Below are 15,074 nucleotides of genomic sequence, written 5' to 3'. Positions count from 1 at the left end.
TCCTTCAGATGACGTTCAGGCGCTCCAGGAGGAAGAAGAACGCCGCGGGCATGGGCTCGTCCCCGCACTCGCGCCGCACCAGCTCCCAGTCGACCTTCTCCCGCAGCGCACGTGCGATGGGCAGGGCCGCCCCGAAATCGCAGTGGTGCTCGGAGAACGCGGCGGTCAGACTCCACAGCAGATCGGTCGGGGCCAGCACGGGCATGCGCACCGAGTCGACCGACAGTTCTTCGGCCCGCTTCAGCATGTCCGCGCCGACCGGCCGGTGCGCCAACTCGAAGATGATGTCGACCGGCTGCCCGAAACAGGTGGCCTTGATCAGCCAGTCCTCCGGCGGGGTGTAGACCGTCAGCCCGGCTTCCCGCAGGGTCGCCGCCACCGCTTCCGCGTCCTCGGGGCGGATCGCGAAGTCGACGTCGTGCTGCATGTTCTTCTCGCCGCCGTGGGCGTACGCGGCCACGCTGCCGGCGAGGGCGAACAGGTGCCCCTTGCGCTTCAGCAGCGCGCCGACCTGCTTGGCCGCCTCCAGGATCGCCTGGTTGCGGTCCAGGGGCAGTTCCTGCGGCGGCTGGTCCGCCCGCGGGTCCTGTGGTGGCGCGGGCTCGGCTTCCTCCGGTGCCATCCGGAGGTCGGGGATCCCCGGTCGCCGGACGAGCGTCGCGTCATCACCGTTCTGCGTCATGACCACTCCTTCGCCGAACCGGACACTCCGCTCCCGTGCGGTGTCCGGACCCGAGACGGCCTGTTTGCCTGCATTGAGTACCCGGCGCTCCCGACCCGACACGGACGGCTTCCGAGGGCCGCCCGATCCGGCCCGATGTCGCCTTCCTGCAGGGCCGGTTCACCCCCCGGCCGCAGCTCCCGGGCCCCGGGTTCAGGCCGCCGTGCCCTTCCCCCGCCGCCCTCCCGGCGGACGTCACCGCGAGCCAGTGCGTCGCCGGTGGCGGCATGATCGTCATCTCGGCCGTGGGTGACGGCTCGCCGTCGTACAGCAAGCGCTGCATGGGTGGGGTCCACGACGGCGAGACGGTCCTCTGACACCTGGCCGAACAAGACAAGCGCATAACATGCTAAAAGCGGAATATAGGGCAAAGAGCTGGGAAACCGGATGACGCCGCTGGACAACGCGCTCGTGGAGGTCGACATGAACCAGGAGACATCACGTTCGTCCGATCTTCCGCAGCCCTTGCGGGCCATGGCCTCGGGCCTCAGGCACCTGCCGGGTGCGGAGCAGGTGGGCAAGGTCGCCACGGACGCACTGGACAAGATCGGCGCGGTCTCGCCGCGCGGCCGCCGGATGGCCGTCTATGCCGGCGCCGGAGTGCTCGGCGTGGCCGGGCTGGTGGAGTGGCCGGTCGCGGTGACCGGCGCGGCCGTCGCCTGGTTCACCCAGCCGCGCCCCGGACAACGGCCCGACGGCGCGTCCCCGAATGGCGGAACAGCGGCCGGTGAGGACGGGGACCGCAGCTCCGCCCGGTCCGGCCAGGGCGACGAGGACACCTCCGCCTACGGACCCGGCGGCAGGCTCGCCGCCTCCCACTACCGGCACGACCAGCCGGAACAGCACGTCCACGAACAGCCCGCCAAGGTCGGCGACACCGCCACCGCCTCCGCGCTGAAGCAGGTCGCCGAGGCCACCGCGCACCACGGCGAGGAGCAGCCCCACGGGAACACACACGACAGCCGCCCCACCGGCTGAGTCGGGACAGCAGCAGATGCTCACACGCTTCGACGTCACCCCCCTCGTCGGGGCAGTGGCCGGCGCGGCCGCAGGCGCCGCCCGCGGCACCGCCCGGTCGGTGACCTCCGCCTACGACACCACGCGCCGCGTCCGCAACGTCGCCCGCAACGCCCTGACCGGCGGACAGCACTGGAAAGCCGGGCAGCGCCTCCACCTCGCACTGCGGCACCCGGACGGCGACGTCGAAGCGATCGCCCGCAGAGTCGCCGGGGAACTGGTCGAGCACCCGGACGTGCTCACGGCGTACTGGGACGGGGGACTGGCCCGCCTGGTCGTCACCGTGGCAGAGGACGCCGCCACCGACCGCGTCGCCGAGCGGGCCACCGCACTCGCCACCCGCCTCGGCCTGGACCAGGGCGCCGACCCGAACCTCCGGGACACCAGCCACCCCGGCGACCCAGCCGAGGTGCGCGTCACCGCGGCGGCGATCCTGCTGGACGCCGCCGGAGCGGCCGGCGCCCTGGCCGGCCGCTCCCTGCGGATCCCGCCCACCTCGCGCATCATCACCGCCAGCGTCACGCTGCTGCGCGAGAACCCCCGCTTCCGGGCCCTGCTCCGGCAGCGGTTCGGCACGTCCGGCATGGAACTCGTCCTCGCCGCCGCCAACGCCGCCGCCCACGGCATCGGCCAGACCCCGCTGGCGCTCGTGCTCGACGGCATCCTGCGCGGCAACCAGCTCACGGAGGCGGTGGCCAGGGCCGCGGCCTTCGAGGCGCTGCACGACGACATCTGCCACCACAAGCGCACCAGCCTGCCCGGCTCCACGGACGCCCGGCCACCGCTCAAGGTGACCCCGGCCGCGGAGTACGCCTCCCACGCCAGCACCGGCAGCCTCGCCGGCGCCGCCGCCACCCTCCTCGTCACCCACAGCGCGAACGACGCCGCCGAAGCGGTCCTCGCCGGATCCCCCAAGGCGGCCCGCTACGGACCGGCCGCCTTCGGCGCGACCCTCGGCACCTTCCTCGCGCGCGCCGGGATCCTCCTGCGCAACGGGGAGCGGCTGCGGCAGCTGGAGATCGCCGACGCCCTCGTCCTGCACGCCGACGCCCTGCGCAGCCTGCGGCAGGACGCCACCGACGACGGCCTCCCCGACGACCCGGTCCACCCCTTCGCCGAGGCCGTCCTGGACGCGGCCCGCAGGGCAGGACTGCACGTCGTGATCGCCGGCGGCTCCGATCTGAAGGACATCACCCGGCTCGCCGACGAGGTCGCCCCGGGCGCCGAGCCGTTCGGGGACGTCGTACGGGCCCTGCAAGGCGAGGGGCACGTCGTCGTGACCGTCGCCCGCCTGGACGAATCCGGTGACGGGCACATCGCCGCCGGGCTGCCCGCCGGCGACGTGGCCATCGCCCTCACCGACGGAGGGGGCGCCGTCTCCTGGGGCGTCGACGCGCTGGTCCCCGGCGGCCTCGCCGACGTCTGGCGGCTGCTCACGGCGATCCCCGCGGCACGGCGCGTCGGACGGCGGTCGCAGACCCTCGCCCGCGCCGGGGCGGCCCTCTCCGGACTCCTGGTCGCCCGCGGCGGCCAGCCTCCCGGCCTGCACCTCCTGTTTCCCCTCACCCGGCACGCCCCCGTCAACATCGCCGCCGCCAACGCCCTGATCACCGGCTGGCTCGAAGCCGTCCGCGTCGCCCGGGCCACCCCGCCGGAGCCCCGCCTGCACATCCCCTGGCACGCCCTGGAACCCCACGAGGCCCGCGACCGGCTGCGACGCGCCGACCACGACGGCGAGCCCCGCGGACTCGCCCTGCTCGCCGACCGCTCACGGCAGCAGGCCGCACGCGTGACCCGGCACCCCGCCGCCACCCCCGCCCGCTGGACCTGGCAGGCGGCCGGCGCCGTACGCCGCGAACTGGACGACCCGCTGACTCCCGTCCTCGCCACGGGCGCCGTCGCCTCCGCCCTGCTCGGCTCGGTCGTCGACGCGCTGCTCGTCGTCGGCGCCATGGACCTCAACGCCGTGACCGGCGGACTCCAGCGACTGCGCGCCGAACAGGCCCTGGCCCGGCTCGCCGCCCGCCAGCAGCCCAAGGCCCGCAAGCAGGACAGCCGCAAACGCACGGTCACCGTCGACGCCGCCCGGCTGCGGCCCGGCGACGAGATCAGCCTCGGCGCCGGCGACGTCGTACCCGCCGACGCCCGGCTGCTGGACGTCGACGGCCTGGAGGTCGACGAGTCGGCGCTCACCGGCGAGTCCCTGCCGGTGACCAAGACGATCGAGGCCACACCCGGCCTGCCCGTGGCGCAGCGCACCTGCATGGTCTTCGAGGGCACCACCGTCGTGGCCGGACGGGCCACCGCCCTCGTCGTGGACACCGGCGACCGGACCGAGGCGGGCCGGGCCGTCACCCTCGCCGCCCGCACCCCGCCGCCCGCCGGAGTCCAGGCCCGACTGCAGGAACTGACCCGCAAGGCCCTGCCGGTGACCTTCACCGGCGGCGCCGCCGTGACCGGGCTGTCCCTGTTGCGCGGCAGCCCCGTCCGGCGCGCCGTCAGCGGCGGCGTCGCGGTCGCCGTCGCCGCCGTCCCCGAAGGGCTGCCGCTCGTCGCCACCGTCGCGCAGATGGCGGCGGCCCGCCGGCTGTCCCGCCGCGGCGTCCTGGTCCGCACCCCGCGCACCCTGGAGGCGCTCGGCCGGGTCGACACCGTCTGCTTCGACAAGACCGGCACCCTCACCGAGAACAAGCTGCGCCTGGTCCGCGTGGCCACCGCCGACGGCACCGTCCTGGCCACCGACGACGAACAGGCCGCACCGGTCGTACGCCTGGCCGCGCGCGCCTGCCCGCAGGAGGAGACGGGGGAGGGCCGCCGGGTCGCGCACGCCACCGACGAGGCCGTCCTCGACGTCGCCCCGCCCGACGAGGGCTGGGCGGCCACCGGCGAGCTGCCCTTCGAGGCCCGCCGGGGCTACGCCGCCGCGGTCGGCCGCGACCCCGGCATGGGCGAACTGCTCGTCGTCAAGGGCGCCCCCGAGACGATCCTGCCCGCCTGCCGGGACCTCCCCGCCCACGCCTGGGACACCGCCCACGAACTGGCCGGGCAAGGACTGCGCGTCCTCGCCGTCGCCCGCCGCGCCGGCCGGGCCGGCGACGCCGAGGCCGAACTCGACCTGCCGCTCGCCGACCTGGAGTTCAGCGGCTTCATCGCCCTCGCCGACGTGCCGCGCGACACCTCGCACGCCCTGCTCGCCGAACTGCGCCGCTCCGGCATCCTGCCCGTCATGCTCACCGGCGACCACCCGGAGACCGCCCGCGCCATCGCCCTGCAACTGGGCTGGCCGGAGGAGACCGAGGCCGTGACCGGTGACGAACTCGTCGCCATGGAGCGCCGCGAACGCGTCCGGGTCCTGCGCGGCGCGGGCGTCATCGCCCGGGTCGCACCCGAGCAGAAGCTGCACGTCGTGGAGGCCCTGCAACAGGCCGGGCGGGTCGTCGCGATGGCCGGCGACGGCGCCAACGACGCCGCCGCCATCCGCGCCGCCGACGTGGGGGTCGGCGTCGAGTCCCGCGGCTCCGCGGCCGCCCGCAACGCCGCCGACCTCGTGCTCACCACCGGCGACCTGTCCGTCCTCGTGGACGCGGTCGCCGAGGGCCGCGCCCTGTGGCGCAGCGTCGCCGACGCGGTGAGCATCCTCATCGGCGGCAACGCCGGCGAGGTCGGCTTCAGCGTCCTCGGCACCCTGCTCGCCGGTGCCTCGCCCCTGTCGACCCGTCAGCTGCTGCTGGTCAACCTGCTCACCGACATGTTCCCGGCCATGGCCGTCGCGGTCACCCCCAGCGACGACCCCTCGACCGCGGAACACGCCGCGACCGGCCCGATGGGCCTCGACGCCCTCGGCGCGCCCCTGCTGCGATCCATCCGCCGACGCGGCATCACCACCTGCTTCGGCGCAGTCGCGGCGTACCTCATCGGCCGCCTCACCCCGGGCACCGAACGCCGGTCCACCACCATGGCCCTGTGCGGCGTGGTCGGCGCCCAGCTCGTGCAGACCCTCTCCGGGCGGCGCCACAGCACCCTGGTGTGGGTCACGGCCCTCGGCTCCGCCGCCGTCCTCGCCGCCCTCGTCCAGACCCCCGGCGTCAGCCACTTCTTCGGCTGCACCCCGCTCGGGCCCGTCGCCTGGGCCGGCGTGGCCCTGGCCATCGCCCTGTCGGCCCTGGCCCCCCGTCTGGAACGCCTCCAGGCGGTCCACGCCCTCTACGACGCCGCGACACGACTCGCCCTGCGCCTCAACGACCTGAGCCGGCAGGCCCGGCAGCTCCTGCAGAGCGGCATCGCCGCCCCGGTGGCGTAGCGGGCGAGCACAGCCGGAGGCCGCCACCACGAGCAGTGGTGGCGGCCTCCTCACACCCGGTCAGACCTGGCCGCGCCAGGCGCCGGTCTCCGCCCCGCGGGCCTCCATGAACTCCTTGAAGCGCCGCAGATCACCGGAGACCTGCCGCTTCACGAAGCCGAGCTTGTCGCCCACGGTCTCGGCCACGCCATGGGGATCGAAGTCCATCTGCAGCATGACCTTGGTCGTGTCGTCCTGGATGCGGTGGAAGGTCACCACACCGGCCTGCCGTGCCTCGCCGCCCACGGTGGTCCAGGCCACGCGCTCGTCCGGGACCTGCTCGGTGATCTCCGCGTCGAACTCCCGCGCCTGTCCGCCGACCTTCGTGACCCAGTGCGTGAGGGTGTCGGTTCGCTGCTCGATGCGCTCGACACCGTCCATGAACTCGGGGAAGGACTCGAACTGCGTCCACTGGTTGTATGCGGTGTGCACCGGCACGCGGACCTCGATGGATTCCTCTACCTGCGACAAGGGTGCCTCCCTTTCTCGTTCGTGAGCGGCGGACGGGTACCAGATCTCGGGCCGCTCACTCATCGTCATCAGAAGTTGTCCGACCAGGTGTCCTTTCCGCCTCTCCTGGGGTACCCGGCCCGCAACCACGGACCGGGAGGTGATCGCCATGACGGACACGCACCGCACGGCCTCCGCCGCTCCCCGCACGGGGAACGCGGCCGGAGACGAGCCGGTGGGCGAGCTGGTGCAGCGTGCCACCGAGCAACTGACCGACCTGGTGCGCGGCGAAATGCGCCTCGCCCAGGCGGAGATGACCGAGAAGGGCAAACGCTTCGGGAAGGGCGGCGGACTGTTCGGCGGTGCCGGCGTACTCGGCTTCGTCACCCTGCAGGCCCTGGTCGCCACGGTGATCGCCGCCCTGGCCGTACCGCTGCCGGTGTGGGCGGCGGCGCTGATCGTCACCGGCGTGCTGGCCGTCGCCACGGGCCTGACGGCGCTGGCCGGCCGCAAGCAGGTGCGCAGCGCCACCCCGCCCGCCCCGCAGCAGACCATCGACAACGTGAAGGCCGACGTGGCCGAGATCAAGGAGAGTGCACAGCGATGACCCAGCCTCCGCACGACGAGCCGACCGCCCGCAGCCAGGAGGAGCTGCGCGAGCAGGTCGAGCACACCCGCCACGAACTCGGCGACACCGTGCAGGCACTGGCGGACCGGGCCGACGTCAAGACCCGTGCCCGCGAGAAGGCCGTCGCGGTCAGGGAACAGGCCGGGGCCAAGGCCCAGGCGTGGAGCGGGCAGGCCAGGACCAAGGCCGCGCACATGGCCCACACCGTGGAGGAGAAGCTGCCCGAGCCGGTGAAGCAGAAGGGCGCCGCCGCCGCCCAGGGCGCGAAGGAGAAGGCCGCACAGGCCGAGCAGGTCTGGCAGGACAAGGCCCCGCAGCAGGTGCGCGATCACCGGGCCGCCCTGCTGGCGGGCGCCGGTGCCGTTCTCGTGGCCTGCCTGCTGATCCGCCGTCGTGGGAAGCACTGAGCGAAGCGACACCCGGGGCCCCCGTCGCCGCTTGCGGTGGCGGGGGCCCACACGGCAGGGTCAGGTGCCGTGGCCACCTTGCTGATCGTCCATCACACGCCCTCGCCCCACTGCCAGGCGATGTTCGAAGCCGTCGTCTCCGGGGCGACGGACCCCGAGATCGAGGACGTCCGGGTCGTCCGCGTGCCCGCGCTCTCCGCGACCGCCTCCGACGTCCTCGCCGCCGACGGCTTCCTCCTCGGCACTCCCGCGAACCTCGGCTACATGTCCGGCGCCCTCAAGCACTTCTTCGACCAGATCTACTACCCGTGCCTGGACGCCACCCGCGGCCGTCCCTTCGGCTACTGGGTGCACGGCGGCAACGACGTCACCGGAGCGGTGCGCGGGATCGAGTCGGTGACGACCGGCCTCGGCTGGCGTCGCACCGCCGAGGCCGTGACCGTGACCGGCGAGCCGGACAAGGGCGACCTCCAGCGGTGCTGGGAACTGGGTGCGACGCTCGCCGCCGGCCTCATGGGCTGAACCGCCCGGACCGATCAGGTCTGTTCCAGCCGGCGCCGGTCCTGATCGTCCCATGCCCGGGTGTCACGCGGCTGGGTGTACGGCTCGGCCTCGGGCGGGTGACCACCGGCGATGGCGCGCTGCCGCACCGTCTCCGCGTCGAACTCCAGCCCCAGCAGGATCGCCAGGTTGGTGATCCACAGCCACACCAGGAAGACGATGACACCGGCCATGGTGCCGTAGGTCTTGTTGTACGAGGCGAAGTTGGCCACGTAGACCGCGAAGCCGGCGGAGGCGACCATCCAGATCAGCAGGGCCAGGAAACTGCCCGGAGTGATCCAGCGGAACCCCTTCACCTTGGCGTTCGGCGCCGCCCAGTACAGGATCGCGATCATGAGCACGACCAGCAGGACCAGGACGGGCCACTTGGCGATCGACCACACCGTCAGCGCCGTGTCGCCGATGCCGAGAGCGTCCCCGGCCTGCTGGGCCAGCCCGCCCGAGAACACCACGATCAGCGAGCTGATGACGGCCAGCACCAGCAGCACGACCGTCACGCCCACCCGCATCGGCAGCAGCTTCCACACGGGCCGGCCCTCGGGCATGTCGTACACGGCGTTGGCCGAGCGGATGAACGCGCCCACGTAGCCGGACGCCGACCACACGGCCAGGACCAGACCGACGATCGCCATCAGCGAGCCGATGCCGGCGTTGCCCTGCAACTGGTCGACGGCCCGCGTGATGATGTCGCCCGCGGAGCCGGGCACGAGCTCGCGGACGTTCTCGGTCACCTTGTCCGTGGTCGACCTGCCGGTGAGGCCCAGCATTGACACGAGCACCAGCAGGGCCGGGAACAGCGCCAGCACGCCGTAGTAGGTCAGCGCGGCCGCCCGGTCGGTCAGCTCGTCGTCCTTGAACTCCCGCAGGCTGCCCTTCAGCACCGCGACCCAGGACTTGCGGGGCAGGTCGGTCGGCGTGTCCGGTGCCGCACGCTCCACTTCGGGGTCCGGCCCGGGCTCCTCGGCAGCGGGTGCGGGAGCTTCCCGGCCCTCCGAACCGTCGGCCCCCCGGCGTTCCGCCGCACGAGCGTCCCGGCGTTCGGCCTCCGAAGTCTCCCGGTGTTCCGCGTCGACAGCCTCCCGGCGTTCCGCCTCGAACCCCGGGCGTGGGCTCTCCGGCGGCGGGGCCTCGGTCTCGCGCTGTTCCTTTCGTCCCGGAATATGCAGCTTCACCATGTGAGCCGGGTAACCCCAGGCGGGGGCCTTAAGCCGCGCTCTTCCAAGCCGGTCCCGGAACTTCGGTGTGAGGCGCCCCGAGGCGGACCGGCCGGCCGCCTCGGCCGACGGTGGACGGGACTTGAGGGAGCGCTCCCACTTGTGCACGATTCCGCCATGACCACGTCACCCCCGATCCGTCCGTACCGCCCTGAGGACCGCCCGGCTCTCGATGACATCTGCATCCGCACCGCACATCACGGCGAGGACAGCCGCCCCCACTACACGGACCCGGGCATCTTCCCGGCGACCTTCGCGGCGCCGTACGTCCATCTGGAGCCGGAACTGGCCTTCGTGCTGGACGACGGGCGGGGGCGGGCGGTCGGCTACATCCTCGGCACGGCCGACACCGCGCGCTTCGCCGAAGCCTTCCGCACCACGTGGCTTCCCCTGGTCGCCGGCCGCTATCCGGAACCGCCCCGGCCGCCGCGGACCCCGGACGAGGCGATGGCGGGCCTGCTGCACGACCCCGAACGGATGGTCCTGCCCGAACTGGCGGCCCACCCCGCGCACCTGCACATCGATCTGCTGCCCGAGTGGCAGCGCCGCGGCCACGGACGCCGCCTGATGCGGACGCTTCTGCGGGCTCTGCGGGACAGGGGAGTACCGGCCGTCCACCTGGCCATGGCGACCGCCAACACCCGGGCCCGGGCCTTCTACGACCGCATGGGCTTCGAGGAGATCGAGGTGACCGAGCCGGGCGCGGCCACCTACCTCGGGCGCACCACGAAGGAGCCGGACCGGCTCTGACCGATACGGAAGTGGCGCGATCGCGCATTGCCGACTCGTGTCATCGGGTGCAGTCTGCGTGATATGGGAGCGCTCCCATATCGAAACATGATCGAAAGCAAGAATGAACGCACGGCAACCCCCACACCCGAAAGAGGGAGATCATGAATTGTCATGGTCATGATGCGCGGCGAGGTGTCTTACGCCTCCCCAGGCTCAAGTCCCGCCTGACACTCGCCCTGAGCGTGCTCGTCGCCGCACTGCTCAGCCTGATCCCGTGGAGCGGCACGGCTGTCGCCCACGGCTCGGTCGTCGACCCCGCCTCCCGCAACTACGGCTGCTGGCAGCGCTGGGGCAACGACCACCTGAACCCCGCGATGGCCCAGCAGGACCCCATGTGCTGGCAGGCGTGGCGGGCCGACGCCAACGCCATGTGGAACTGGAACGGCCTGTACCGCAACGGCTCCGCCGGGAACTTCCAGGCCGTCGTCCCCAACGGGCAACTGTGCAGCGGCGGCCGGACCGAGGGCGGCCGGTACAACTCCCTCGACGCGGTCGGCGCCTGGAAGACCACGGACATCACCGGCGACTTCACGGTGAAGTTGTACGACCAGGCCAGTCACGGCGCCGACTACTTCCTGGTGTACGTCACACGGCAGGGCTTCGACCCCACCACCCGGCCGCTGACGTGGAACGACCTCCAGCTCGTCAAGCGCACCGGCAGGTACGCGCCCAGCCAGAACTACGAGATCCCGGTGAGCACTTCGGGGCTGAGCGGCCGGCACGTCGTCTACACGATCTGGCAGGCCTCGCACATGGACCAGACCTACTTCCTGTGCAGTGACGTGAACTTCCGCTGACCTGCGCGTCCCCGCCGGACGGGGCGTCCGGCGGGGCTCGGGCCGCCCCGCACTTCATGAGAGTTCTCCGAAAATTTTCGAGCGGCCTGAACACACGGGTGCTCCCGTACGTATGGGGCGAGGGGATTTTCATGCCCGGCACGCCACAAGCGCAGGAGAGCACCCTTGGGACGCAACACGCGAAGACGCCCTACCGGACCACGACGCGCGACCTTCGCCGCATTCGCACTGATCCTGGGCGGAGGCGGCCTGATGGCCGCGAACGTCTACGCCTCGGCCACGGACGGCGGTTCGGGCGGTGACTCCGCCGCGACGCGGTCCGGCACGGGGGTCCGGACCGCGGGCGCCACGATCGACTGCCCGGACGTCGGCACCAAGCTGACCTCGGTCCCCGAGCAGGCGCGGGGGGAGGTGGACAAGGAACTGGCCCTCCTGGACGAGCAGATCGCCAAGGCCTACCAGCAGCTGAGCGAATCGGCCCAGCAGATGCAGCAGGACCCCGGCTTCGCCGACAACGCGATCGTGAATCCGCTGAAGGAGAAGCGGGGCGCGACCCTTGAGCGCATCGCGATCGCCATCGACCGCGTGGGGGACCGTCCCGAGGGGCTGGAGGCCCTGGCCGCCTGTACCGTGCAGAACGGCAACCAGGCTCCCGCACAGGGCGAAGGCCAGGACGGCGGCGCCACCGAGCAGCCCGGCCAGGAACAGGGCCAGGCAGGCCAGGAGCAGGGGAACGGCCAGGGCGCCAACGGCGGCCAGGCGGGCAACGGCCCCGTCGCCGCCGACTACGCGGACATCAAGAGCGTCCAGCCCAACGTGAACGACCCCCGCCCCCAGGGCGACGCGTCCCGCGGCACCTTCGCGACCAGTTGCGGCGTGAACGAGAACGGCCTGTTCAACTCCGACAACATCATCGCCGCCCCGGGCGTCAGCAACGGCGCCCACCACTTCCACGACTACGTCGGCAACCAGGCCAACAACGCCTTCGCCAGCGACCAGGACCTCGCGAACGCCGAGACCAGCTGCGACGACCAGGGCGACAAGTCGTCCTACTACTGGCCCGTCGTACGCCTGCAGAACGGCACCCAGGAGCAGGACGCGAACAAGCCCGGCGGCGGCATCGAGGGCAACGCCGGCGAGATCCTCACGCCGAAGCAGGTCACGCTGACGTTCGTCGGCAACCCGCGCGAGAAGGTCACGGCCATGCCGCGGCTGCTGCGCATCATCACCGGTGACGCCAAGTCGTTCGTCAACGGCCCGGCCAACGCCAACGCCTCCTGGAGCTGCACCGGCTTCGAGGACCGGCAGCTGAAGGACAAGTACCCGCTGTGCCCGCAGGGCAGCGACGTCGTGCGCACCTTCAAGTTCCAGAGCTGCTGGGACGGCCGCAACATCGACAGCGCCAACCACCGCACCCACGTGGCGTTCGCGGACGCCGCCGGGAACTGCCCGTCCGGCTTCCGCCCCATCCCGCAGCTGGTCCAGCGCATCGTCTACGACATCGACGCGCCGAGCCTGAACGACGGCGGCCGCACGACACCGTTGTTCGCGGTCGACTCCTTCCCGGAGCAGCTGCACAAGCCGGGCACGGACCACGGTGACTTCATCAACATCTTCGACGAGGATCTGATGGGGGAGATGGTCGACTGCATCAACGACGGCCGCACGTGCGGCGCCGGAGCGGGCGGCGGGCAGGACCCGGCACCGGGCGAGGAGCCCCAGGAGGAGCCGACGAAGACGCCGGAGGCCCCTCAGGAAGAGCCGACCAAGACGCCCGAGGCCCCTCAGGAAGAGCCGACGAAGACGCCCGAGGCTCCGCAGGAAGAGCCGACGAAGGCGCCCGGAGCCCCGCAGGACGGCAACGGCGGCGGGAAGCCCGGTGACGAGGGCGACGGCGGTGACGGCGGCAAGGGTGACGGCGGCAAGGACGAGGCCTCGAAGCCCCCGGCGGACAAGCCCGCCAAGCCGGCCCCCGAACCGGAGCCCGGCGACGCGTCCACGGCTCCCGGCAGCGCCGGACCCGCGGTGAAGGCGACCTCCTCGGCGGGCGGCGGCAAGGCCGGTGCGCAGGACGGCGGCTCGAAGGGCGGCGACGGCGAGGACACGGACGGTCTCGGCGAGTCCCAGGCCGTCGGCACGGCGACCAGTGCCGCGCCGACCCCCTCGGACGCCTCCGGGACCGAGCCGCAGGCGGTCGGCGAGGGCGGCCTGGCCGACACCGGTGCCCAGCTCTGGCCGGCGGCGGCGGGCGCGGTCCTGGTCATCGCGGGCTTCGTCGTCCTGCGCCGGGTGCGGCGCGGCTAGGCACCACGTCCGGACGTGCTCCGTGAACGGCGGCGGGATCCCCACCGGATCCCGCCGCCGTCGTGCGTCCCGGGCCGGGCCCCTTCCACGGGACCCTTCGACGGCCGCCGAAGAGTGCACCCTCTAGCGTGACCCCATGAACCTCACCGGGAACGGCACACGCGGCGGAGCGGCGGCGTGACGCCGTGGGAGATGGCCGCCGTGCTCGCCGCGGGTACGGGTGCCGGGGCCGTCAACGCCGTCGTCGGCTCGGGAACGCTGATCACCTTCCCGGTGCTGCTGGCCGCCGGACTGGCCCCGGTCACGGCCACGGTGTCGAACGGGCTGGGCCTGGTGCCCGGTTCCATCACCGCCGCCCTCGGCTACCGCGAGGAACTGCGCGGGCAGGGCCGGCGCGTCCTGCTGCTGGGCATCGGGGCTGTGCTGGGCGGCCTCGCGGGCGCCGTGCTGCTGCTGACCCTGCCCGCGTCGGCGTTCGAACGGATCGTGCCGGTCCTGGTGGGCCTTGCCCTCGTGCTGGTCGCGTGCCAGCCCTGGATCGCTCAGCGGGTACGCCGCCGCCGTGCCTCGGGCGGTCCCGTCCGCCGCGACGGCGGCCCGCTGCTGTTCACCGGGCTGACCCTCGCCAGCGTCTACGGCGGCTACTTCTCCGCCGCGCAGGGCATCATCTACGTCTCCCTGATGGGCATGCTGCTCGACGAGACGCTCCAGCGGCTCAACGCCGTGAAGAACGTGCTGGCGGCCGTGGTCAACACGGTCGCCGCCCTGCTGTTCCTGTTCTTCGCCGACTTCGACTGGACGGCCGTCGTGCTCATCGCCGCCGGGTCGGCGCTCGGCGGCATGATCGGAGCCAGAACGGGCCGCCGCTTCAGCCCCGCCGTCCTGCGCACCCTGATCGTGTCGGTCGGCACCGTCGCCCTCGTCCACCTGATGCTCCACTGACCCCCGCCCGGCGCACGCGGGGCGCCCGGGAAGGAGGATCATCGGCCCTCCCGCCCCGGGCGCCCGTGGAGATCAGCGGCGGCCTCCCTGGTCCCCTTGCTCGCCCGTCCCCTCGGTTTCGATACGTTCCTTGCGGACCTCGCCGGTGACGGTCTCCTCCTCCGTGACCTCCTCGGTGGTCAGGCGGACCCGCTCCTTCGGAACGGCCCTGGTCTCCACCACGGCCTGCTCCTCGTAGAGCGTGACGTCGTGTTCCGCCTCGGTGATGTCCGGGCCGGTCATCGCCCTGTCCCGGTTGGCGTCGGTGATCGGCTCGCGCTCGACGCGGACCTCTTCGTGACGCACGGGGACGGTGTACTGCTGCTCTTCGGTGACGACGTACTTGCGCAGCCGCGCCCGGCCGGCCTCGCGGCGTTCGACACCGACGTGCATTTCCTCCTCGGAGCGCGTCATCGCGTCGTCGGCGGTGCCGGTCGCCTGACCGGTACCGGAGCGCGCGTCCTGCCAGCCGGCGTCCCAGTCGACGCCGTAGTACTGGTACAGGCGCTGCTCCTCCTGCTCGGACAGGTGGCCGCCGGCATCCACGTCGACGTTGGGCGCGTCCTTGACCTGGTCCTTGGCGTACGGCACCTCGAGGTGGTCCTCGACGAGGGCCGCGTCGTGGATGGGTACGAAGGACTCGCTGGTGCCGAACAGGCCCGTACGGACGCTGACCCACTCGGGCTCGCCGGTGACGTCGTCGAAGAAGACGTGCCCGGCATCGCCGATCTTGTCGCCCCTGGCGTCATGGACCGGATGGTCCAGCACGGTGGCGATCTGCTCTCGGGTGATCATTCTGGTATCTCCTGCATTGTTATCGGTAAATTCCGGCCGTCGGGCTCGGGTCTTGCCGGTGGTGCGGC

General features: G+C 72.6%; 13 protein-coding genes. 9 read left to right on the top strand and 4 right to left on the bottom strand.

Annotated features, from left to right (window positions below; genetic code table 11):
- Positions 1-4 precede the first annotated feature (4 nt).
- Positions 5-682 carry a nucleotidyltransferase family protein gene (locus HNR57_RS31140; RefSeq protein ID WP_184565244.1) on the bottom strand — a complete coding sequence of 226 codons (678 nt, stop codon included), beginning with the start codon at positions 680-682 and terminating at the stop codon, positions 5-7.
- A 426-nt stretch (positions 683-1,108) separates the two neighbouring features.
- Between HNR57_RS31140 and HNR57_RS31135 the strand changes: the two genes are divergently transcribed.
- Positions 1,109-1,699, top strand: a complete 591-nt coding sequence (locus HNR57_RS31135) for a hypothetical protein (RefSeq protein WP_246555111.1) — start codon at positions 1,109-1,111, stop codon at positions 1,697-1,699.
- Between the two features lie 16 nt (positions 1,700-1,715).
- Positions 1,716-6,038 (top strand): cation-translocating P-type ATPase, encoded by a 4,323-nt coding sequence (locus tag HNR57_RS31130; RefSeq protein WP_184565242.1) that lies wholly within the window; start codon positions 1,716-1,718, stop codon positions 6,036-6,038.
- 60 nt (positions 6,039-6,098) lie between these two features.
- Here HNR57_RS31130 and HNR57_RS31125 read toward each other — a convergent pair whose 3' ends face one another.
- Positions 6,099-6,548: an SRPBCC family protein gene (locus tag HNR57_RS31125; protein ID WP_184565240.1), complete on the bottom strand. Its 450-nt coding sequence runs from the start codon at positions 6,546-6,548 to the stop codon at positions 6,099-6,101.
- Positions 6,549-6,696: 148 nt separating this feature from the next.
- Here HNR57_RS31125 and HNR57_RS31120 point away from each other — a divergent pair, with 148 nt between their 5' ends.
- The 3 genes from HNR57_RS31120 (at position 6,697) to HNR57_RS31110 (ending at position 8,084) form a co-directional block, all read left to right on the top strand.
- On the top strand, positions 6,697-7,134 hold the full coding sequence (locus HNR57_RS31120; protein WP_184565238.1) for a phage holin family protein: 438 nt from the start codon (positions 6,697-6,699) through the stop codon (positions 7,132-7,134).
- Positions 7,131-7,562 carry a DUF3618 domain-containing protein gene (locus tag HNR57_RS31115; RefSeq protein ID WP_184565236.1) on the top strand — a complete coding sequence of 144 codons (432 nt, stop codon included), beginning with the start codon at positions 7,131-7,133 and terminating at the stop codon, positions 7,560-7,562. The genes HNR57_RS31120 and HNR57_RS31115 overlap by 4 nt, the downstream gene beginning before the upstream one ends.
- Positions 7,563-7,631: 69 nt before the next feature.
- Entirely contained in the window at positions 7,632-8,084 is a 453-nt protein-coding gene (locus HNR57_RS31110) for a flavodoxin family protein (protein WP_313675256.1), read from the top strand.
- A gap of 14 nt (positions 8,085-8,098) precedes the next feature.
- Here the strand turns inward: HNR57_RS31110 and HNR57_RS31105 are convergent, their stop codons facing one another.
- Positions 8,099-9,298: a YihY/virulence factor BrkB family protein gene (locus HNR57_RS31105; protein ID WP_246555110.1), complete on the bottom strand. Its 1,200-nt coding sequence runs from the start codon at positions 9,296-9,298 to the stop codon at positions 8,099-8,101.
- A gap of 156 nt (positions 9,299-9,454) precedes the next feature.
- On the opposite strand from HNR57_RS31105, the gene HNR57_RS31100 reads away from it, so the two are divergent.
- The 4 genes from HNR57_RS31100 to HNR57_RS31085 all read left to right on the top strand — a co-directional run bounded on the left by HNR57_RS31100 (position 9,455) and on the right by HNR57_RS31085 (position 14,172).
- The gene (locus HNR57_RS31100) at positions 9,455-10,087 is read left to right on the top strand and encodes a GNAT family N-acetyltransferase (RefSeq protein ID WP_184565232.1); all 633 of its coding nucleotides are present in this window, start codon (positions 9,455-9,457) and stop codon (positions 10,085-10,087) included.
- A 143-nt stretch (positions 10,088-10,230) separates the two neighbouring features.
- The gene (locus HNR57_RS31095) at positions 10,231-10,926 is read left to right on the top strand and encodes a lytic polysaccharide monooxygenase auxiliary activity family 9 protein (RefSeq protein ID WP_184565230.1); all 696 of its coding nucleotides are present in this window, start codon (positions 10,231-10,233) and stop codon (positions 10,924-10,926) included.
- A gap of 252 nt (positions 10,927-11,178) precedes the next feature.
- A complete protein-coding gene (locus tag HNR57_RS31090) occupies positions 11,179-13,230 on the top strand; it encodes a DUF1996 domain-containing protein (RefSeq protein WP_184565228.1) in 2,052 nt (683 codons plus the stop codon).
- A gap of 177 nt (positions 13,231-13,407) precedes the next feature.
- Positions 13,408-14,172, top strand: coding sequence for a sulfite exporter TauE/SafE family protein (locus HNR57_RS31085; RefSeq protein WP_184565226.1), 765 nt, complete (start codon positions 13,408-13,410; stop codon positions 14,170-14,172).
- 72 nt (positions 14,173-14,244) lie between these two features.
- On the opposite strand, the gene HNR57_RS31080 is transcribed toward HNR57_RS31085, so the two are convergent.
- Entirely contained in the window at positions 14,245-15,006 is a 762-nt protein-coding gene (locus HNR57_RS31080; protein WP_184565224.1) for a YsnF/AvaK domain-containing protein, read from the bottom strand.
- Positions 15,007-15,074 lie beyond the last annotated feature (68 nt).

The sequence above is a fragment of the Streptomyces paradoxus genome, from assembly GCF_014202475.1.
Taxonomy (GTDB): domain Bacteria; phylum Actinomycetota; class Actinomycetes; order Streptomycetales; family Streptomycetaceae; genus Streptomyces; species Streptomyces paradoxus.
Note: the sequence above shows the minus strand (reverse complement) of the source record. Positions and strands in the feature narration are given on the sequence as shown.

What these genes read in the sequence shown, in the direction of transcription:
- HNR57_RS31080 (WP_184565224.1), bottom strand. Translation starts at nt 15,006, where the DNA reads ATGATCACCCGAGAGCAGATCGCCACCGTGCTGGACCATCCGGTCCAT.
- HNR57_RS31130 (WP_184565242.1), top strand. Translation starts at nt 1,716, where the DNA reads ATGCTCACACGCTTCGACGTCACCCCCCTCGTCGGGGCAGTGGCCGGC.
- HNR57_RS31090 (WP_184565228.1), top strand. Translation starts at nt 11,179, where the DNA reads ATGGCCGCGAACGTCTACGCCTCGGCCACGGACGGCGGTTCGGGCGGT.
- HNR57_RS31120 (WP_184565238.1), top strand. Translation starts at nt 6,697, where the DNA reads ATGACGGACACGCACCGCACGGCCTCCGCCGCTCCCCGCACGGGGAAC.
- HNR57_RS31105 (WP_246555110.1), bottom strand. Translation starts at nt 9,298, where the DNA reads ATGGTGAAGCTGCATATTCCGGGACGAAAGGAACAGCGCGAGACCGAG.
- HNR57_RS31115 (WP_184565236.1), top strand. Translation starts at nt 7,131, where the DNA reads ATGACCCAGCCTCCGCACGACGAGCCGACCGCCCGCAGCCAGGAGGAG.
- HNR57_RS31140 (WP_184565244.1), bottom strand. Translation starts at nt 682, where the DNA reads ATGACGCAGAACGGTGATGACGCGACGCTCGTCCGGCGACCGGGGATC.
- HNR57_RS31095 (WP_184565230.1), top strand. Translation starts at nt 10,231, where the DNA reads ATGAATTGTCATGGTCATGATGCGCGGCGAGGTGTCTTACGCCTCCCC.
- HNR57_RS31100 (WP_184565232.1), top strand. Translation starts at nt 9,455, where the DNA reads ATGACCACGTCACCCCCGATCCGTCCGTACCGCCCTGAGGACCGCCCG.
- HNR57_RS31135 (WP_246555111.1), top strand. Translation starts at nt 1,109, where the DNA reads ATGACGCCGCTGGACAACGCGCTCGTGGAGGTCGACATGAACCAGGAG.